At 43.7% G+C, this 19,704-nt stretch carries 21 protein-coding genes; 4 read left to right on the forward strand and 17 right to left on the reverse strand.

What is annotated here, in order from left to right; all coding sequences use genetic code 11:
• The 4 genes from folP to Q0200_RS07485 form a co-directional block, all read right to left on the reverse strand.
• The coding region (folP, locus tag Q0200_RS07470; RefSeq protein ID WP_297939769.1) for a dihydropteroate synthase at window positions 1-646 on the reverse strand (646 nt) is incomplete at its 3' end.
• Window positions 633-1,169: a 2-amino-4-hydroxy-6-hydroxymethyldihydropteridine diphosphokinase gene (gene folK, locus Q0200_RS07475; RefSeq protein ID WP_366118447.1), complete on the reverse strand. Its 537-nt coding sequence runs from the start codon at window positions 1,167-1,169 to the stop codon at window positions 633-635. The genes folK and folP, both read right to left, overlap by 14 nt.
• On the reverse strand, window positions 1,132-2,136 hold the full coding sequence (locus tag Q0200_RS07480; RefSeq protein ID WP_297939771.1) for an RNA-directed DNA polymerase: 1,005 nt from the start codon (window positions 2,134-2,136) through the stop codon (window positions 1,132-1,134). The genes folK and Q0200_RS07480 overlap by 38 nt, the downstream gene beginning before the upstream one ends.
• A gap of 620 nt (window positions 2,137-2,756) precedes the next feature.
• A complete protein-coding gene (locus tag Q0200_RS07485) occupies window positions 2,757-5,465 on the reverse strand; it encodes a bifunctional aconitate hydratase 2/2-methylisocitrate dehydratase (RefSeq protein WP_297939774.1) in 2,709 nt (902 codons plus the stop codon).
• Between the two features lie 86 nt (window positions 5,466-5,551).
• Here Q0200_RS07485 and Q0200_RS07490 point away from each other — a divergent pair, with 86 nt between their 5' ends.
• Both Q0200_RS07490 and Q0200_RS07495 read left to right on the forward strand, forming a co-directional pair.
• Window positions 5,552-6,019, forward strand: coding sequence for a methylated-DNA--[protein]-cysteine S-methyltransferase (locus Q0200_RS07490; RefSeq protein ID WP_297939777.1), 468 nt, complete (start codon window positions 5,552-5,554; stop codon window positions 6,017-6,019).
• A gap of 248 nt (window positions 6,020-6,267) precedes the next feature.
• Window positions 6,268-7,032 (forward strand): ankyrin repeat domain-containing protein, encoded by a 765-nt coding sequence (locus Q0200_RS07495; protein WP_297939780.1) that lies wholly within the window; start codon window positions 6,268-6,270, stop codon window positions 7,030-7,032.
• Between the two features lie 344 nt (window positions 7,033-7,376).
• Here the strand turns inward: Q0200_RS07495 and Q0200_RS07500 are convergent, their stop codons facing one another.
• From Q0200_RS07500 to Q0200_RS07510, 3 genes are all read right to left on the reverse strand, one after another.
• The gene (locus Q0200_RS07500; protein WP_297939844.1) at window positions 7,377-7,946 is read right to left on the reverse strand and encodes a hypothetical protein; all 570 of its coding nucleotides are present in this window, start codon (window positions 7,944-7,946) and stop codon (window positions 7,377-7,379) included.
• A gap of 22 nt (window positions 7,947-7,968) precedes the next feature.
• Window positions 7,969-8,397, reverse strand: a complete 429-nt coding sequence (locus Q0200_RS07505) for an EamA family transporter (protein ID WP_297939846.1) — start codon at window positions 8,395-8,397, stop codon at window positions 7,969-7,971.
• 439 nt (window positions 8,398-8,836) lie between these two features.
• Window positions 8,837-11,395 carry a molybdopterin-dependent oxidoreductase gene (locus tag Q0200_RS07510; RefSeq protein ID WP_297939849.1) on the reverse strand — a complete coding sequence of 853 codons (2,559 nt, stop codon included), beginning with the start codon at window positions 11,393-11,395 and terminating at the stop codon, window positions 8,837-8,839.
• Window positions 11,396-11,880: 485 nt separating this feature from the next.
• Between Q0200_RS07510 and Q0200_RS07515 the strand changes: the two genes are divergently transcribed.
• Entirely contained in the window at window positions 11,881-12,006 is a 126-nt protein-coding gene (locus tag Q0200_RS07515; protein ID WP_297939852.1) for a hypothetical protein, read from the forward strand.
• Between the two features lie 65 nt (window positions 12,007-12,071).
• Here the strand turns inward: Q0200_RS07515 and Q0200_RS07520 are convergent, their stop codons facing one another.
• The 5 genes from Q0200_RS07520 to Q0200_RS07540 form a co-directional block, all read right to left on the reverse strand.
• Complete coding sequence (locus Q0200_RS07520) at window positions 12,072-12,650, reverse strand: cytochrome C (protein ID WP_297939855.1); 579 nt, start codon at window positions 12,648-12,650, stop codon at window positions 12,072-12,074.
• A 269-nt stretch (window positions 12,651-12,919) separates the two neighbouring features.
• Window positions 12,920-13,846, reverse strand: a complete 927-nt coding sequence (locus tag Q0200_RS07525; RefSeq protein WP_297939858.1) for a Dyp-type peroxidase — start codon at window positions 13,844-13,846, stop codon at window positions 12,920-12,922.
• A 217-nt stretch (window positions 13,847-14,063) separates the two neighbouring features.
• Window positions 14,064-14,792, reverse strand: a complete 729-nt coding sequence (locus Q0200_RS07530; RefSeq protein ID WP_297939860.1) for a response regulator transcription factor — start codon at window positions 14,790-14,792, stop codon at window positions 14,064-14,066.
• Between the two features lie 65 nt (window positions 14,793-14,857).
• A complete protein-coding gene (locus Q0200_RS07535) occupies window positions 14,858-15,952 on the reverse strand; it encodes an ATP-binding protein (RefSeq protein ID WP_297939863.1) in 1,095 nt (364 codons plus the stop codon).
• Window positions 15,927-16,937 (reverse strand): bifunctional 3,4-dihydroxy-2-butanone 4-phosphate synthase/GTP cyclohydrolase II, encoded by a 1,011-nt coding sequence (locus tag Q0200_RS07540; protein ID WP_297939866.1) that lies wholly within the window; start codon window positions 16,935-16,937, stop codon window positions 15,927-15,929. Before Q0200_RS07540 ends, Q0200_RS07535 begins: the two co-directional genes overlap by 26 nt.
• Before the next feature lie 380 nt (window positions 16,938-17,317).
• Here Q0200_RS07540 and Q0200_RS07545 point away from each other — a divergent pair, with 380 nt between their 5' ends.
• Window positions 17,318-17,512: a hypothetical protein gene (locus Q0200_RS07545; RefSeq protein WP_297939869.1), complete on the forward strand. Its 195-nt coding sequence runs from the start codon at window positions 17,318-17,320 to the stop codon at window positions 17,510-17,512.
• Between the two features lie 121 nt (window positions 17,513-17,633).
• Here Q0200_RS07545 and Q0200_RS07550 read toward each other — a convergent pair whose 3' ends face one another.
• The 5 genes from Q0200_RS07550 to Q0200_RS07570 all read right to left on the reverse strand — a co-directional run.
• On the reverse strand, window positions 17,634-18,074 hold the full coding sequence (locus Q0200_RS07550) for a helicase IV (protein ID WP_297939872.1): 441 nt from the start codon (window positions 18,072-18,074) through the stop codon (window positions 17,634-17,636).
• Between the two features lie 164 nt (window positions 18,075-18,238).
• Window positions 18,239-18,535 (reverse strand): hypothetical protein, encoded by a 297-nt coding sequence (locus tag Q0200_RS07555; RefSeq protein ID WP_297939874.1) that lies wholly within the window; start codon window positions 18,533-18,535, stop codon window positions 18,239-18,241.
• 13 nt (window positions 18,536-18,548) lie between these two features.
• On the reverse strand, window positions 18,549-19,034 hold the full coding sequence (locus Q0200_RS07560) for a hypothetical protein (protein ID WP_297939877.1): 486 nt from the start codon (window positions 19,032-19,034) through the stop codon (window positions 18,549-18,551).
• Window positions 19,031-19,267, reverse strand: coding sequence for a TetR/AcrR family transcriptional regulator (locus tag Q0200_RS07565; protein WP_297939880.1), 237 nt, complete (start codon window positions 19,265-19,267; stop codon window positions 19,031-19,033). Before Q0200_RS07565 ends, Q0200_RS07560 begins: the two co-directional genes overlap by 4 nt.
• 39 nt (window positions 19,268-19,306) lie before the next feature.
• On the reverse strand, window positions 19,307-19,704 hold a 398-nt coding region (locus Q0200_RS07570; protein WP_297939883.1), incomplete at its 5' end, for a queuosine precursor transporter.

A 19,704-nucleotide genomic window follows, 5' to 3' on the forward strand; every position in this document is an offset into this window, starting at 1 on the left:
AAGCACCTAATAAAATAGGTCCCATATCTCTTAATTCATTTAATCTTGATAGAATTTCTATATTTTGTTCAGCATTTTTTCCAAAACCTAAACCTGGGTCTAAAATTATTTTATCCCTATCAATTCTATATTTATCTGCTATCTTATATGTTTTTTCAAAAAATTCTCTCAAAGATAACATTATATCTTTACTATAAATCTCATCATTTTGATTGTGCATTACAATAATTGGAAGATTAGATTTTTTCACTAAGTCTGCCATTTCACCATTGTCATATTGCAAGCCCCAAATATCATTTATTATATTTGCTCCAGCTTTTATTGCTGCTTCTGCTACATCATATTTATATGTATCAATAGAAATTATTGTATCTAAGTTTTTAGAAATCTTTTCTATAATTGGCACTACTCTTGATATTTCTTCTTCTGAGCTTATTTGAATATGCCCAGGTCTTGTAGATTCTCCACCTACATCTATTATATCTGCTCCATCTAAGATTAACTTTTCTGCTTGTTTTATTGCAGAATCTAAATTATTATATTTTCCACCATCTGAAAAAGAATCAGGAGTAACATTTAAAATCCCCATTACTAAGGTTCTTTCTCCTAAAATAATTTCTTTGTTTCCACAACTAATTTTTTTCATTTTCAATCTCCTTTCTAAGAGTACTAATTCTCTTTGAAAGTAATGGATGAACAAAATTAGGTATTATTTCTTCCAAAGGTTTTAGGACAAACTCTCTGTACTCCATATATGGATGAGGCACTATTAAATCATCTTCTTCTATAACTTCCTTACCATAGAAAATTATATCTAAATCAATTATTCTAGGTCCCCATTTAATTTTTCTTTCTCTTCCCATTCTTATTTCAATAGCAAGTAATTCTTTTAAAATTTCTCTTGGTGCTAATAAAGTTTTAACACCTATACAAGAATTTAAAAAATCATCTTGTTCTTTGTAGCCAAAAGGCTCTGTTTCAATAATTTTACTTTCTTTTATAATGAAAGTATCTTTTATTTTAGCTACTTCTTTTATAGCTTTTTCTAAATTTTCTTTCTTATTTCCTATATTAGATCCTAATGAGATATATACCTCATTCCATTTTCTTGTAATTTCTACAGAAACATCTTTAAGAGGTATTCCAACAGGTGCCCAAGGTTTTTTTATTTCTAATTTTTTCTATTTTCTTGTCAAATTTATTTAATGCCGTATTTAGACTACCAGAATTAGCATAATTAACACTATGCTGCCTAATAAGCAATAGTTGCTTCTGCAAACCGATTCGATAATTTTGTGGAATAAATAACCAAGCCAACTTATCCTTCTTTATCGATTGAGTGATAACATCTTGACTCCCTTTTGTTTTACTTGCATTTAATTTCAATCCAAAAGGCATCATGATTTTAGAGTTATTAACAAATATCCGATAATCATCGCGATAGCGAAGAATTTTATAGTCTACAATACCCTGCCTTTTAAGAGTAACGCTCAATATTCTATCTATATATCCCAATACAATTTCAGCAATAAAATCCATTAACACGGAACCTTGCGGAATACCATTGGTCTGTTTATATTGTGCATTTTGAATACTTGTATCAATGATATTCCCCAGTAAACCCTTATTGTTTCTTCCCTGCTGTGATTTTGCAATTGTTTTGCTTTCCACTGCCCAAGCAATCGAATGTGTATATATTGAGCCATAACAATCTGCCACATCCGTATCAAAAACAAAGTCATACTCCAGTGAAAGCAAAATAGACTGCTGTTCTACTTGTTCCCACCAATTTGAAATTTGCTGAGCCTTATCGGATTGTTTATTTTCGGATTGAACAGGTATGCTTAAGCATCTTATTTTTTCATTTTTACTAAATTTCTTAAATCTTGCCTGCAGCTTCTTCCAATTTATCCGTTCGGTTATCTCATGTACTAATGTCACATAGACTAAGGGATTTATAACCTGAAACGGTCTCCATGATAGTTTACCATCTTTATTGGTATATAAAAGATGGTTTACATCATCCAATTCCCCCATTGCACTTTTTGATTGACTGAAATCATTTAATAAATTTTTTCCAGAATATTCATTTGATACTTTTTCTAATAACTCAGAAAATGAAAAATATCTTGGCAAGTCTATATTGCAATAGCTTTCATGTTTTTAAAAAATTCTCTTGCCTCGGTAAAATTTAGTTCTAAAATATTTTTTCTCTTCATTTATTGATTTATCCTATTATAAAAATAACTACATTGCTAGATTATTCTTGCACTCCTAAAAAACCTCGTTACATATCGCCCAGTATCATATTTCCTAAGCAACTTAAGTTATTAAATCTAATCGCTCGATAAGAGCAAACACTACTAAACTCTAAGCTAACATCTTTACGCACAACAGACTTACGAAGTTTTATTTTATTGTTTCGAGCTACTTATTTTTATCCAAACGAGTACTTTACAAAATCCAATCTTCTCTTTCTATACCGCCATATGCGTCACTTACTCAAAGCGTATACAATTTAGTTGCTACAATTCACCCAAACTACACGACCATATAAACACACTATCTGTAGTCAACACATCCATTGTTATAGTTTAAAGTATACTTGTGCTGTTAGTTAAATAATATTCTAGCGTACTTTTGTGAGGCGATGGTTGGCATTCTGGCTTTACAAAGATAAAGTAACCGTACGCCACCATCTTAATTGCTTACAGCAATATATACGCCGGTGCAAAATACGCCGCCGCGCCGAAAAACTAAATTTTAAAATTTTCTATCTCGTTAAAATTTAGATAGCGGTATATCTGCACCTCTTTGCCCGCAAGTTTTTCGGGTACGATATTCATGTATTCAGAGACGCTGGGTAGCCTGCCTAGCACGGCGCAAACGGCGGCCAGCTCGGCGCTACCAAGATACACGCGCGCGCCCATACCCATACGGTTATCAAAGTTTCGCGTCGAGGTCGAAAACACGGTCGCTCCGTCATTTACGCGGGCTTGGTTGCCCATACAAAGCGAGCAGCCCGGCACCTCCGTGCGAGCGCCTACCGCGCGAAAGATATCGTAGTAGCCTTCCTTTTCTAGTAGCGCTTGATCCATCTTGGTAGGCGGCGCGATCCAAAGGCGAGTCGGCAGCGTGCCGAGCCCCCGCAGAGCCTCGCCTAGCGCGCGGTAGTGGCCGATATTGGTCATACAACTACCCACAAACACCTCGTCGATCTTATGCGGGCGCGAGCTACTAGCCAAAATTTCGCTCAGAGTCGCGACGTCGTCGGGGTCGTTCGGGCAGGCCAGGATAGGCTCCGTGATCTCGTCCAAATTTATCTCGATCACCTCGGCGTAGCGCGCGTTTTTGTCGGCTCGCAGCAACTCCGGCGCTGCTAGCCACTCGCGCATTTTCGCCGCGCGGCGCTCCAGGCTAGCCCTGCTCTCATACCCAGCCTCTATCATCGCCTCGATGAGAGCGACGTTTGAGCGGACGTATTCGCAGACGCTTTCGATGCTCAAATTTACCGCGCAGGCCGCAGCAGAGCGCTCAGCCGAGGCGTCGCTTAGCTCAAAGGCTTGCTCGACTTTTAGATTTTCTAGCCCCTCGATCTCTAAAATTTTACCCGCAAATACGTTTTTCTTGCCCTTCTTTTCGACCGTAAGCAGCCCGCGCTTGATCGCGTAGTATGGGATCGCATTTACCAGATCGCGCAGCGTCACGCCCTTTTGTAGCCGCCCGCTAAATCGCACGAGCACGGAACCTGGCATATTTAGCGGCATCGCCCCCGATACCGCCGCAAACGCCACCAGTCCGCTACCCGCAGGAAAGCTCACGCCGATAGGAAACCGCGTATGAGAGTCGCCGCCAGTGCCCACGGTATCGGGCAGCACCATGCGGTTTAGCCACGAGTGTATGACGCCGTCGCCGGGCCTTAGGCTCACTCCGCCGCGCGAGCTCATAAATTTAGGCAGCGTCCTTTGCATCTCGAGGTCGCTAGGCTTTGGATAGGCCGCCGTGTGACAAAAGCTCTGTAGCACAAAATCTGCCGAAAATCCGAGGCTTGCCAGCTCCTTGATCTCGTCGCGCGTCATCGGCCCCGTGGTGTCCTGCGAGCCAACGGTTAGCGTCGCAGGTTCGCAGTACTGCCCTGCCCTAACCCCCCGCACGCCGCAGGCCTTGCCGACGATCTTTTGAGCTAGCGTGTAGCCCTCACTCTCGTCCGCTTGCGGCTGCGCAGGCTTTGCAAATATATCCTCCGCGCCTAAATTTAGCGCCGCCCTGGCCTTACCGCAAAGCGAGCGGCCGATGATGAGCGGTATACGCCCGCCGGCTCTAATCTCGTCAAATATCGTGTTGGGCGAAAGCGTAAAACGAGCGACCGGCTCGCCTTCGGGCCTAGCATTTTCGTTTAAATTTTCAAATTTAGCTTCGCCGTAAATTGAAACCGCGTCAAATTTACCCTCGGCACTCAAATTTACACGCCCGACACGGAAAATCTCGCCCACATACGGGTAGATATCCACGACATCGCCCGTCTCTAGCGCGCTTACGTCGGCTACTATGGGCAACGCGCCGCTATCCTCGGCGGTGTTGAAAAATATCGGCGCAATAGCCGTGCCTATCACGATACCGCCCGTTTTTTTGTTCGGCACGCCCTCTATCTCGCGTCCTAAGTGCCACTGGATGGAGTTTATGCCGCTCTTTCGGCTACTGCCCGTGCCCACGACGTCGCCCGCGTAGACGACTTCTAGCCCGCTTTTTTTAAGCTCGCGGATCATTTCTAGGCTGCCTGGCTGACGCTTAACTAGCATCGCGTTTGCGTGCAGCGGGATATCTGAGCGCGTGTAGGCCTCGCTAGCCGGGCTTAGATCGTCGGTGTTGGTTTCGCCGGCGACCTTAAAGATCGCCACTCTGATACGCCTAGGCAGGCTCTCGCGCGCCCTAAACCACTCAGCCTCCGCCCACGAGCGCAGAACTTCTAGCGCAAATTTATTGCTTTTTGCAAGCTCTGCCACGTCGTTAAAATAATCATGCACGAAAATCGTCTCTTTTAGCACGTTACAGGCGGCCTGCGCTACGGCCTCGTCGGCGTTTTTTAGGCTTTCAATCAGTACGATGACGCTGTATCCGCCTAGCATCGGTCGCAGCAAATTTACGGCGGCGATTTTATCGATTCCGCTTATAACCAGCCCGTGATTTATAATCTCGTTTAAAAACTCCGCCTTTACCTTCGCCGCGTCGTCTACGCCTGGATTTACGCGATTTGCGAGTAAATTTATGAGCCGCTTTATCCTCTTTTGATTTTCATCTAGCTTTGCGGGGGTCGCTGCTTCGCCGCCAGCCCCCCTCTCGTGTGCGCTTTCGAGCTTTAAAAGCTCGCAGACTTTTCTCGTTTGCTCCTCGTTTAGCGGTAGCGGCGGCACGCCTAGGGCCTCGCGCTCTTTTACGTGTTTTTCGTACTGCGTGAAAAAGTCCATAGTTTATCCTTATTAAAATTTACGTAATTTTAGCAAAACAAAGCGAAATTTGGCTAAATTTAAGCACTTGATTTTAAGGAATTACGATGCAAAAAGCGTATTTTGACTCGCCTATCGGCGTTTTGGAGATTTGCGGCGACGAGAACGGAGTTTGCGAGCTAAATTTCGTGCGAGATTTTGTCCGCACTGACGTAACGGACGTAAATTTAAAGCTCTGCTTAAGTGAGCTTGAGAGGTATTTTAAAGGCGAGCTAAAAACCTTTAAAACGCGGCTAAATATCGGCGGCACGGCGTTTCAGAGGTGCATTTACGAAAATCTGCAAAAAATCGCTTACGGGCAGCGCGTCACGTACGCCCAGCTCGCAGCGATGACGGGGCGACCGAAGGCGTTTCGCGCGGCAGGCTCGGCAAACGCAAAAAACAAAATCCCAATCATCGTGCCTTGCCACAGAGTCGTCGCCTCAAACGGCCTTGGCGGATACAGCGGCGGCGAAGGGCTGGCGACTAAAATTTGGCTTTTGGAGCATGAAGCGAAATTTAAAGACAAAGCTTAGAGTCTTTAAAATTTGACGGTGTAAATTCGTCCAAACAAGCACAAATTTGACAGCTTAATTCTAGTTAAACTTAATCCCATTCAAACGAAGCGCGACACCGTTTTTTCGTATATGGAATCGCTCCGCTTTAGCGCCAAAGCAAGACAAAACGGATACTAAATTTATCTCTTTAACTACGCCGTTTTGATAAAATTTATGATAATTTAGCCTGCTTGGCAAAAATCGCAGTGAAATTTAAAAGGAAAAAAATGGATCTAAAAATATACTACGACGACTGGCAGATGGAATGCTGCGGCGACGCGTTTAAGCTCGGCGACGAGATTAGTTGGTACGTGGCAAAATTTAAGACAGACACGGATTTTATCTTCAGGGACGCCGACTACTCATATGAGGCGCACGGCAGAGAAGAGTACAATATAACAGGCGTCGTGACGGAAATTTGGGCGATATATTTTCGCTACGAATCATGCGACGAACTGCACGGACGCGTACTGCGACCGGTCGAATACAAAACCAAAGAGATCTCGCGTAGTCACGGTTTCGAGCCGGAATTTGAAGGTTTTACGTTCGGCGCATATCTGGTGCGGCTAAGCGACGCGATAGTTTGCGACTTGGCGGACGAGATTTACGATAAATTCGCGCGCAAGAGTAAATTTGAGAGTAAAATCGTATCGCCGAATCAAAAAGACGCAAACGGCGAAACGATTTTAAACCTAGCGGTTGCGGACGCAGACAAATACGCCGTAGAAATGCTGTTAAACAAAGGAGCTGACGTAAATCTAGCTGGCTATGAGGGCTTCACGCCGATACAGCGCGCATGCTTTTGCGATAGCGAGGCGATTTTTGAGCTATTACTCTCGGAGGGCGCCGACTTGGACGCGATAAACGACGCCGGAACGAGCGCAAGACAGTACTGCGAAGGTAAATTTGAGGGCGTGAAAAACGCGGCTAGGCTAAGAAAAATAATCGCAAAATACAAGTGGTATGCGACTTTACGACAAAAATCGAACTGATTTTGCATTTTTACGGTGTGAAGCTAAAACTAAATGAGCTAATGCTTTTAGATGGTATATAAAACGACGTAAAGTATTATTGCTAACGCGAGTTTTAGCGAAAATTTATCCCGTTTCAAAAACTCAAATTTAAACACAAAGTTGCCGGTAAATTTACGGCGAAAATCTATCCGCAAAAAGGTAAAAACAAATTTAAACCGCAAACAAAAATGCAAATTTAACTCAAAAACCACGCCGTCTTGCCAGGCAACAAAAATTTTAAAAATAGCAAAATTTATCGCCCAAACCCCCGCTCAAAAACAACAGCCAAAAACACCTCTTAAGCCGGCGCATACCGCTAAATTTTACTTTTTACCCTTGGCTTGCGCGAGATCCCTACGATTTAAAAACCACACTATTAACAGAAAAAAGGCAGCTATTTTTAAGCATGCGTAGATGAGATCCATGCGTCTCTGTGGCGTTTGCAGTTCATATTCGTAGCTATATTTGACGTAAACCTTGCCCGCATCGTCTTCTAGCTGCAAAATTCTATTTCCTAGCGGCACTACCTTACTATATATAACCGCCCTCTTTTTTATGAGCGGTCTATACGACTCGTCATCTCTGCTATCTATGTAGTATGACACCGCCGAGCCGTCGTCTAGCCTCAGTTTTAGCTTTCCGTCGCCTTTTAGACCGTAGTTTGCAGACTCCACCGTCCCTACGTTTTTCGTTAGTTCGTTTAGCGGTTTAAAATCGCTATAAAAAATCATATCCTTGATAGTAAACAGGATCAAAGTAAAACACAAACCGACCATAGCCATCAAAAATGCCGAAAAGATACTTCTTAAGGCAGAGCCGTTACCGTAAAATCCTCTTTTTATAAAAACTACATACAAATATGAGTTTTTGATTTTTTCTTTAAATTTCTCCAAATTTAACTCCCATTACTTGATATTATTTATCCGCAAAAACCAGCGTAAACACGCCGCTAGCAATCAGCGCGATACCAATCCACTCTCGCGCGCTCGGGCGCTCGCCTAAAAATATAACCGCAAAAACAACAACCAAAACGACGCTAAGCTTTTCTAGGGGCGCTACCTGCGACGCAGAGCCCATCTGAAGCGCCTTAAAATACGCCAGCCACGACGCGCCGGTCGCAAGTCCACTAAGCGTTAAAAACAGCCAGTTTCGCGCGCTTAACTCGCCAAGCGGCTGCCACTTTTTAGCATACGTGAGAAACAAAACCAGCGCCGTAGCGATAACTAGCGTCCTGATAAAAGTCGCGAAATTTGAGTCTATACCCTCAAGCCCAACCTTGGCGAAAATCGCCGTAAGCGCGGCAAAAACCGCCGAAGCTAGCGCCCATAAAGCCCACTCTTGCATGATTTATCCTTTGCAAAATTATAGTCAAATTTTACGGCAAATTTAGCTTAAAAGGGTGCAAATTTAAAATAAAAAAAAGAGAAAGCTGCAAAGCAATTAAATTTGGCAGCGTCGTAAATGGATTAAGTAGCGTTTAAATTTAAAAAAGCGAACGCCTGATTTTTGACATTCGCTTTTAAAATTCGATTTAAAATTTATTTTTTCTAACATCCGAGACGATATTTTTAGCCATATCGTCTATCTCGGCCGTAGCTTAGTTCGTCGCAAAAAATAAATATAGCATAGATATAAATAGCGCAAAACAACAGTATACTTAACCCAAACCGCACCACTTCAGGTTAAATTTAACGACTGAATTTTAAACGCCTCGCCAAGTCAAATTTAACCCGGCGAGGTTTTATCAAATTTAAGACGCAGATTTTATCTTGCAGCCTCAAATTTAAGCGAATTTCGGATCGCTAAACGCCGTTAGCTCAGGCGCCTTGCCCGTAAATTTCTCGATATTTACAAGCGCGGTGTGGCTGATGTTGCCGTTAGCTAGCTTGCTAGTCGGGATATCGATGGTTAGGACGTTTGGCGAGCCGTTTTTGCAAAGACCCGCGTCAAATCCATCGTACCATACGCCTTCAGCGAGCTTAACGACGCCCTCTTTGATATCTTGCGTCACGTATGCGCCAGCTAGTACTTCGCCGCGCGCGTTAAATACCCTAACCAAATCGCCCGTTTTGATACCTTTTTTCGCGGCGTCTTTAGGGTGTATCCAGATCGGCTCGCGGTTTGCTATCGCGTAGTTTTCGCGTAGAGAGGTTTGGTTTAGCTGCGAGTGGAGGCGATCGGTCGGATGCGGGCTTAGCATGGGTAGCTCGGCCGGTTTATCTTTCATGCCTAGCCACTCGATCGGCTCAAACCACATCGGGTGCGCTTTGCAGTCATCATAGCCCATTTTCTCGATAGTTTCGGAGTAAATTTCGATTAGACCGCTTGGCGTTCCTAGCGGATTTAGCACCGGGTCCTCTCTAAACTCGCCAAATCTCACCCACGTATCGCTCTCAGGCGTCGAGGCAAAGGTTACCGGCTTATTTTCGTTCCAAAACTCCTCAAACGGCTTCATATCGGTTTCAAAATCAGGTATAGCCTTGACCTGCTCGTATGCCGCGCCGTAATACTCTTTGATCCAGTCAAATTCATCCTTGCCGTTGTCGGTGTAGGCTACGACCAAATTTTTAGCGTAGGCCTTGCAAAGGTCGGTGAAAATTTGATAATCGTCGCGCGCTTCGGCGTATTTTTCCACAACTTGCTTCATCGGCACGATGTTCATATTCGAGTAGTCGCCCGTCATCGTGACGTCGTTGCGCTCGTATGCGGTTGTGGTTGGAAATACGATATCAGCCATCTTAGCAGTCGGCGTCCAATAAGCTTCGTTTACGACTATCGTACGAGGTTTGCGCCACGCTTCTAGCAGGCGGTTGGTTTCTTGATGGTGGGTTAAAGGATTGCCGCCGACCCAGTAGATAAAGTCGATATCAGGATACGTGATTTTCTTGCCGTTGTGATCGATCACTTTGCCAGGATTTAGCAGAGCGTCTGCTATACGAGCGACCGGGAATGCATAATGAGTCGCCTTTTGCAGCCAGCTTTGACCCGTACCAGCAACCGCCGCAGCCTTAGCGACGAAGCGGCCGTTTGCGTCAAATTCTCCGCTATCGGTACCGATAAACTCGCCCTCGTCGTTAAATTTACCCACGCTTGCGCTATTTACGCCGCCGATGACTGCGCCTTTGCAAGTCGGAGCGCCGCCGTTTGAGTAGTGGTAGCTAAGGCCAAAACCTCCGCCAGGAAGCCCGATCTGTCCTAGCATCGCCGCCAAAGTCACCATCGCCCAGTGCGGCTGCTCGCCGTGATGCGCGCGCTGCATACCCCATCCGCTCATTATCATCGTGCGGTTAGCGGCGAAGGTATCGGCAAGCTCTTTTATGAGGCTTGCTTTTAGGCCGCAAATTTTGCTCGCCCACTCTAAATTTTTAGGCGTGCCGTCGGTTTTGCCCAGAAGATACGGCAGGAACTTATCAAAGCCGCTCGTATAGGTTTCGATGAAGTTTTTATCGTATTTGCCGCTCTCGTATAGATAGTGCATCATACCTAGCATCATCGCGGTGTCGGTATTTGGCACAGGAGCGATCCACTGGGCCTTGTCGAAGTACTGCGCCGTATCGCTTTTAATAGGGTCGATGATGATCACTTTGATATCTTTTTTGTTTTTTAGCTCTTCAAAGTACTTAAAGCCCTGCTCGTCGGTGCTAGTCCACGCTATGCGAAGAGTAGCCACCGGGTTTGCGCCCCAGATGACGACTACTTTTGAGTTTTCTAGTACTACCGGCCAGCTGGTCTGCTGCTCATATACCTCAATACTACCCACGACGTGAGGCATGATGATCTGACTAGCGCCCGTAGAATAATCGCCGAGAGACCCCACGAATCCGCCGCTAAGGTTCATAAATCTATGAAGTAAAATTCGCGAGTTATGCACGTTGCCGCTTGATTTCCAGCCGTAGCTACCCGCAAACACGCCCTCTAGCCCCTTTTGTTTTCTCGTCTTTTTTAGCTCTCTAGCTACTAGTTTTATCGCGTCCTCGTAGCGTACGCGCACCCATCCGTCTTTACCTCTTAGTTCGGGTTTTGGCGAGTCCGGATTTTCTAGGTAGCTTTTTCGTACCATAGGGTATTTTATACGTGATTTGTAGACCATATCGGCGGTGTAGTGCTGCAATGGATTATACACTTCGCTCGTTTTTTGAAACGGCTCTGATTTTACGATCTTGCCGTCTTTAACGCTAACTTTTAGCATGCCCCAGTGAGCGGCCGTTAGCACCTCGCCGTTACGCACGTTTGCCGTATTTAGCTCGGCGCCGAGTAAATTTGACGCCGTTACGCTAGAAAACAAAGGAGCCGCCGCAAGCGCCGCTCCGCCTTTTAATACATTTCGTCTTTGTAGGTTCATTTTTCTCTCCTATTTTTACTTCTCGGTCGAACGAAGTCCGACCTGCGATTTGTGTTTTTACCCATCGCTCGCATCGCCTACGCGATTTAGCTTCCCTTCGGTCGCTACCGTCGCCTTCGGGCTTGAGACGCTCCGCTCACTCGCTCCCGCACGGATGCCGAGCAGTCGGCATCCTCTAAAGACGGTCGCTCACCCACCTAAAGTCCCTACTGTGTAGGGTACCCTGTTTTTACTTCTCGGTAGAATAAAATCCGACCTCCGAGCGGAAGCGCAAGCGCTCCCTGCACCCACCTAAAGTCCCTACTGCGTAGGGTACCCTATAAAATTTACTTCGCAGACTGTCAAAGCCAGTCTTTTTGCATCGCATTTACTCGCAACTGCAAGCAGACAAGACGGGGAGCTACGCTCCCTCGACCCACCTAAAGCACACCGCTTCTTTTAAAAGCGATTTTAATTTGGCTTTTTATCAGCCAACGAGCCGCGTCTTGGCACGGATCAAATTTAAGCTTTTACGCTCAAATTTAGCGCGCATCTCGTCTTACGCGCTAAATTTACCATCTGCCGAACCTTCAAATTCGGCGTTTAAAAAAACGGCTTTTATAAAAATCTAGCTCCCGCAAATCTCGTCCGTTTGCGGGCGAATTAAGCGTAAATCCTCGTCAAATTTACGCACCGCCTACTTTTTATCTACGTTCACGTCGGCAGAGTGCTTTTGCAAGTACTGTATCACCAGCCACTCGTCGTCTTTGCCGATCGCCGTTCGCGCGATCATCGATTTTAGAAGGTTAGGCCACTGATTTGCCTTGTAGTGCGTGGTTTGATGTAGCGAATGGCACACTCCGCAGCTCTCTTTGTAAATCTCGCCACCCTTAGCAAAAAGTCCGCCTAGATCGTTCGTAAAACCGTCTTTTTGCGCATAGACCACGGTCTCGACCTCGTCCCATTTGCCGTTAGCGCCCTTTTTTACGACCTTTATATCAGGCGTCGCGGTTTTGGCAAACGCCACGGCGATGACGCGCTCGGAGTCGCTAAAATAAACGACGTTGCTAACGGCCGGATTTTGGTAGCCTTTAACGGAGATTTTCACGCGGTCGCCCTCGTTCGCTAGTATTTTTACGGCATTAGTCGGCAAGAGCCTGCCTATGCTTTTTTGCGACGTCGCGTCGGCATAGACGTCTTTTACCGACGGGCTGTATACCTCGCCCGCTGCAAATAGCGAACAGGCGAGCAAGCTTGATAGTAGGATTTTTTTCATTTCTCTCCCTTAAATTTAAGATGTAAAAGGATTATATAAGAAAAGTATGATGAAAGTATGATTTTATGAAAATATAATTTTATACTTGCGCGGTTCATGCCGTAAATTTGCAAGTAAATTTTGCAAATTTAGCGGTAAAAGCTTACGAAAAAATACTAATCTTAGTTTTAAATTTTAAAAGCAAATTGGGCAAGGTTATTGAAAGCAAAATTTAAAGCGGCAGCCCGCAAAACGTCCGAAATTTAGGAGGGTTCGCGAGCCGAAAAATCCTACTCTGCGCTATAGCTTGAGAGCATATCAAAAGTAGGAGCGAAAAAGAGCGCTCCGGTGACCGGCGTGCTAAAATCAAGCAATCTATCCGAGTTGCCGCGCGGCTCGCCGATAAACATCTTATTTAGCATCGCTTCAACCGTCGAAAACGTGCTAGCATACGCGATAAAGTACGTCCCCGTCACGCTTCCCTCGACAAAAGGCATATTTCCGCGAACGACTTTTTTATCATCTCCTACATTTGCTGCTGCGGAGTGCGAGTTGCTAGGCTTTTCATCCTCGCTCATCTCGATGTCGTCTGCTTTCGTGCGGCCGATGACCTTTTCTTGCTCGCTCACGCTAGTTGCATTCCACTCTCTCATTTTGTGTTTATATTTTTGTACAAACACATAGCTTCCACCCTTAAATTTCGCGTCCTCGTCGCCGACTTTGGCAAAATAATCCCTATCCTCGCCGTTTGGATTTTCCGTACCGTCTACAAAGCCGATGATCGCCCTGCCGTCGTGGTATTTGAAGCCTTGAGTCTCGTCTGCAAGCCTAGCAAATTTAAAAAGCTCGGCCTTTATATTTTGCGCCATATCAAAGCAGTCGGCAGCATCAAGCGCCCTAATATGCACGTGGATATCGCCCGCGGTGCTTACGGCTTCGTGCTTATCGCCTTTTATCGATTTAAAATTTACAAGCTCTTTTGGTAGCGGTTGCGGGAGTCCTAGTTTTAGCCACGCGTCGTGTCCGATGCCGATTACGCAGTTTACGTTCGCCTCCGCGCCAAACCTTACTTTTGCCGTTTTATTTAAATTTACCACCAAAGCGCAAAGCCTCTCAAAGCCTTTTTTACAGGCGTTTTCGTCGCCGTTTAGTAGCCAAGTTTGAAAGACGGTGTTATTTCCCGGCGTTTGCGTTACCTCTTGAGAATTTATTTGCATATTTTCTCCTTAAAGTTGATTTTAAAATTAGCAATTCGCATTTTACGACTTAAATTTTAATTTATGCTGAATTTACGCTTTTAAGAAAACGTAAATTTTAAACGAATTATAATCGCCGAGTTTTGTATTAAATTTATCATTGCGGTCTTTGCAGACGCCAAATTTAAAAGCGCCGCGTTTTGTATTTAAACTATGATTTTGATTAAGACGTATTGCCTCAGATATAGCTCGTTTGACTCACAGTTCGTTGATTTTGCTCGCCCAAGATAAGCGCGTAGCCGCTACCTTGCGCGTTTTGGATGAGTTCGGGGTAGAGTTTTTTGCGTAGTTTATACACAAAGCTTCGTATCGCGTCGGCGGTGCAGCTGCCGTCCTGCCAGACGCACGACTCGATCATCTCAAAGCTCACGACGCGGCCCTGATTTTTTAGAAAAAGATGTAGCAAATTTTGCTCTTTTTTCGTTAACGCCACGGGCCGGCCGCCCTTTGTTAGCTGTCTGCTAAAGGCGTTAAATTTAAAGCCGTTTTTTAGATCGACCTGGGCAAAATCGTTTTTAAATTTATTCGCCGCAAAGCTCATTTGCATGATTAGATCGCGCTTTTCAAACGGCTTTTTTAGCACGCCAAAGCTACCTAGCTCTATCGCACTAAGCATGTTTTCGTCGTTACCGTATGCAGTAAGAAATATAATAGGCACGTCTTTATCCAGCCCCCTGATGCGAGCCGCCATCTCAAGACCGTTCATATGCGGCATGTTGATATCAGAAAGCACCAAATTTACGTCCTTTGCTTCAAAAACTTCCAGCGCCTCTTTTGCGTTTGCGCAGGCGTAAACCTCGCTCACGTAGTTTTCGACCGATATTTTGATGCTTTCGCGCAGGCTCTCGTCATCCTCGACGATGAGCAAATTTACGCCGTTTAAGATATTTTTTATTTTGCTATACACGCTAGTCTCGTTTCTTGCTTGTGGTTCTTAATTCCTAAAACTAATTTTCAAATTTACAGCCTTGCCTAAATTTCGCCCAAAAATAGCGTAAATTTAGTCGGATTCGCCGCACTTTCAAGCTCCAGCGAGCCGCCCAGCTTTTTTACGGCGAGCTCCCTAGCTACGTTTAGCCCCGTGCCGGTGCCAGTATTTTTCGTCGTGAAAAATAGCTCGAAAATTTTATCGCTATCTGCTTTTACGCCGCAGCCGTTATCGCTCACGCTCACGCTAAATAGCCCGCCGGCTCTCTTTAGCTCGATCAAAATTTGCGGCGTTTCGCATCCGCTTTCGATCAGAGCGTCCTTGGCGTTTGAGAGCAAGGAGAGCAGGATCTGCCTCACGTAGCTAGCTACGCTTTTTAGCTCGTATTTGCCGTGCTCGTGAGCAAATTTTAGCTCGATGCCGTGAGAGTTTAGCTCGGGCCTAACTATCAAAATAAGCTCGTTTATGATATTAACGAGGTCAAATTTCGCCGCTCCTTCGCCGCTTGCGTAAAAATTTCTAAACGCCTTTATCGTTTCATCCATGAGCCTTAGGCTCTTTTTGCAGGCTGCGATTTGAGCCGGTATGCGCCCAAATTCGCCCTCGCTCGCGCACTCCTCGATGTTATCTAGATACAGCCCCAGCGCGCTTAGAGGCTGGCGCTGCTGATGCGAGATGGAGTTTATCATCTCGCCTACCAGCGCGGTTTTGGCGTGAACTAGCACCGAGCGCCTATGCTCAAGCTCCTTTTTTTCTAGCTCCTTTTCGTGCGTGACGTCGGTGACCGCGAGGATAAATCCGTCAAATTTCACTCCGCCCTCAAGCACGTTTGAAACGTTTAGCCTGTAGCTTTTTTCGCCCTTTTTTACTATAAAATCGCTCGAGTTTAGCGGGCTATTTTTGAGATTTTCAAAGCTTTTTAGCTCGTCCAGCCCCTGCGCCGCAGCGATCATCTCGTCAAATTTCGCTCCGTAAAAAAACTTGGGCGCTAGAGCGAAAATATGCTCGAATTTTTTATTTATAAATTTAATGACGCCTTTTTTATCCGCGTACAAAAGCCCCAAATTTAGCGTCTTGGCAAAGGCCCGCGCAACCTCGCTAGGCCCGTTTGCATTACTCTTTATAGCCCGCGATGTCAAGCCCAAAGCCCTTTAATGCAACGAAATCTTTATTTTTATTCGCGCTTAAAAGCTCGATACGGCTGACGCCTAGTTTGTGTAAAATTTGCGCGCCGATGCCGTAGTCCTTGACCTGTCCGCCGCACTTTTCCTCGCCTTGTAAAAACACCGCAACGCCGCCGTTTTTGGATAGGTACTCGAGCGAATCTCGCAAGTCGTCAAATTTATCCGAGCATAGCAGCTCCACGTCGCTTGAAATTTGATGAAATTTGACCGCGGTTTTGTCCTTTATCTCGCCAAAAACAAAGGCATAGTGTCGCTCGCCCTTGTGATCTAAGATCTCGCATTTTAGGGCGTCAAAGCCCGCTATCTTGGCCGCGGTTTTTTCTTTTATCTCGATTAGGCTTTCGTGTCTTAGGCGGTACTGCACGAGCTCGGAAACCGAGACCATATTTAGCCCGAATTTCTCGCAAAACGCCTCTAGATCTGGCCTGCGAGCCATATTTCCGTCCTCTTTTACGATCTCGCAGATGACGGCTGCTTGCGTTAGGCCGGTAAGCTTGCATAGATCCACCGAGCCTTCGGTGTGTCCGGTGCGGCTTAGCACGCCGCCTTTTTTAGCGATGAGCGGGAAAATATGCCCAGGGCGCACGAAGTCCTCAGGCTTTGACATCGGATCGGCGGCTAGACGGATCGTGACGTCGCGCTCGTAGGCGCTCACGCCCGTCGTCGTGTTTTTGGCGTCTATGGTGACGGTAAACGCCGTCTCGTGGCAGGACGTGTTTTTATCCACCATCAAATTTAGATCGAGGCGACGCGCGATCTCCTCGTTTAGCGCGAGGCACAGCACGCCTTTTGCGTGAGTTATGGCGAAATTTACCTTTTGCGTGTCGCTAAAGGTCGCCGCAAATACCAGATCACCCTCGTTTTCGCGATCCTCATCGTCGACCATTACGACCATTTTGCCGTTTTTGATGTCGTTTATGGCCTGCTCTACTCTATCCATTGTTATTCCTTGTTTAAAAATTTGGGGTAATTATACATTTTTAGCTTTGAATTTAGGCTTTTGCGCGGGCTTGGCTTGAGATTTTACGGACTTTTAGATGTAGCCAAACGCGGCGCGAACGGGCTTTAGTTAAATTTAAACGAAGCGACCAGGCTTGTAAGTTTTTGTTTAATTTTTACGGATTTATCAAATTTGAACGATTTTGGGAATAACCCGCACCTTGAAAATGCTAAAGGTTAAATTTGGCGATAATAATATGCGTGAGGCAAATTTACAAGAATTGTTATTTTGATTAAATTTGTCAAACCTTAAAATGGAGCGCGATACGATTTGGGTTGTTTTTCATCGCGGCGACTAAATTTGATCAAACTCGCCGCTGATTGGAACTATTTTGGAGCAAATTTGCCGACATCAAAAACACAGATGCCTGCCTGACGCTATGCGAGCAGCAGATTATTTTGACGCACTACCTCGCGCCTTGCCCGCAGGTTTTATCACCGGCACTCAGACCAGTAACTACGGTCGCGATGCCGGCAACCTATTTTTTTCAAACAACTGCAAACGCTTTTAAATAGCCGATTTTCTAATTTTGTAAATTTTGTATCCGCCGAATTTAAGCCGCTTTCTTGAGTTTTGTATTGTATTTGTATACAAATTTGCGACAAAGACGGGAACGTTTAAATTTAACAAATTTTACTATTTTGGCTTGATTTGATATTTTGCGCCGAGCCTCGCAAATTCTTTGGCAAAAAATGCGTTTAAATCGCGCAAACTGTCGTCGTTCATCTGAATGAGTTTTAGGCGGTTTTTCTTATAAATTTTGATTTTTTTACTTTTTCTTTTTAGATACTGCGGCGTCTCAAGGCCCCAAAATTCGATATAAATTTCGCTTTGCGTCAGATAAAAATCGCTAATGACGCGCTCTTTGGTCGGCGCTTTTTTCTCGTAGATAAAATCTATGCCGCGGTAAAACAACCAATTTGCCACGATGAGCTCAGCACGGCTTTTTACAGTATCGCCACTATCGCTTTTGTATCTAGTTTGCTTGATTTTTTGCTTTTTAAATAGCTTTAAAGCCAGCGAAATAATTACGATCAGCAACAAAACGATTAAAATTTTAGATACGTCAAAGCTCATAAATAATTTTCTTTAATTCAAAATTTTGATTTTTCGGAGTAAATGAAGAAAAAGCTAGATTTGGTTGCGGAGGACGGACTTGAACCGCCGACCTTCGGGTTATGAGGATTATGGGCTGTAAAATCTCTTTTAAAACGCCCATTTTTTGGGCGTTTTTTGTTATTTTAATCAAAAAAAGCCCTATGCCTTATTTTTTCTCCTGTTGTTTTTTCAATGTGTTCCTCTAGTTCATAAAATCTTAGTTCTAAATTTTTTATTTTTCTTTCTGCTTCTTTTGCTAAGCTATAACTTCTAAAAATATAATATATCATTGCTATTGTTATTATTATGCTTATTACTGCCTCTGCTGTTCCCATATAATACATTTGTGTTGCTCCTTTTGCCATTGCCTGATTAAAATCTTGCATACCTTTTGCTGATTCCTCCATGATTTTGCTCATGTTTTTAAAATATTCGTCCATATTTTTCCTTTTTTTAATTTATTTTAATAACTCTTTTTGCTCTTTCTCTTTCTCTTCGTTGGCTTTCTTTTTTATCTAAGATTTCGCACATATATACATCTCTTTCTTTGTTTATTATATTTACTAAATAACAATCTCTATTTTCTACTAAATCTAATTTTCTTTTTATTTTTATATCGTCGTTCATGATACTTCCGAGCATTGCTTCAACAAATTGTTTATTGTCTACTTCCAATTGAAATTTTATACTTACTACTCCCGGTTCTTTTGAATATTGCCAATTAAGTTGTTTTTTAATTTCTTTATCTTTTAGTATGTCGTAAATTGTTCCGTCTGGTCTAAAATTTAACGTCCACTTATTCCCAGCCCCTGATGCAAACGCAAACGATAAATCATCCACGCTTCTTATATACCATTTTCCTACTATATCAACATCTTTTCCAAAATCTAAAGCTATTAATTTTATTCCTATTAATGTTATTGCTATTATTTTTTTCATTGTCCTAGCTCTTTTTTTAATACAGTTATTTTTATATTTGATAAGTAAAATTCTTGTTCTTTTTCTGTAAGTTTTTCAAAATATTCTTTTAATTCGTCAAATTTAGAATTTTTTTCAATAGATTTATCAATATTTTCAACTATAAATTTATATAGAGTTGGTCTATTTTTTTCCCAATTATAAAGCGTTCTAAGCTCTATTTCTAGCAAATTTGCTATTTCTTTTTTTTCCATATTTATAGAAATTCTTTCATTTTTTATTTTATATTAAGCTTATATATCTTCAGGTATTTTTTTATCTCTAAACATCTTATCAGCAAGATAAATAAATGGTGTATCGCAGATAGCAACTATAAATTTAATTATATATGTTGATAAGAAGATATTAAACATTACTTCTAGTGGGTATACTCCATAGAAAGCAATAGTTGTAAATACTACATTGTCTATAAGTTGGCTTAACATTGTACTTCCATTATTTCTAAGCCATATAAATTTTTTTTCGGGAAAAAATTCTCTAATTTTTTCATATAACCATACATCGTGGAATTGAGATATTAAATATGCAATAAGAGAGGCAATAGCCAATCTTGGTAATAATGAGAATATACTTTTTACACTTTCAAATATAGCTATACCTTCTGGAACATCAAGAGGTGTGAAATGTATAG

The organism is uncultured Campylobacter sp., from assembly GCF_938045225.1.
GTDB lineage: Bacteria > Campylobacterota > Campylobacteria > Campylobacterales > Campylobacteraceae > Campylobacter_A.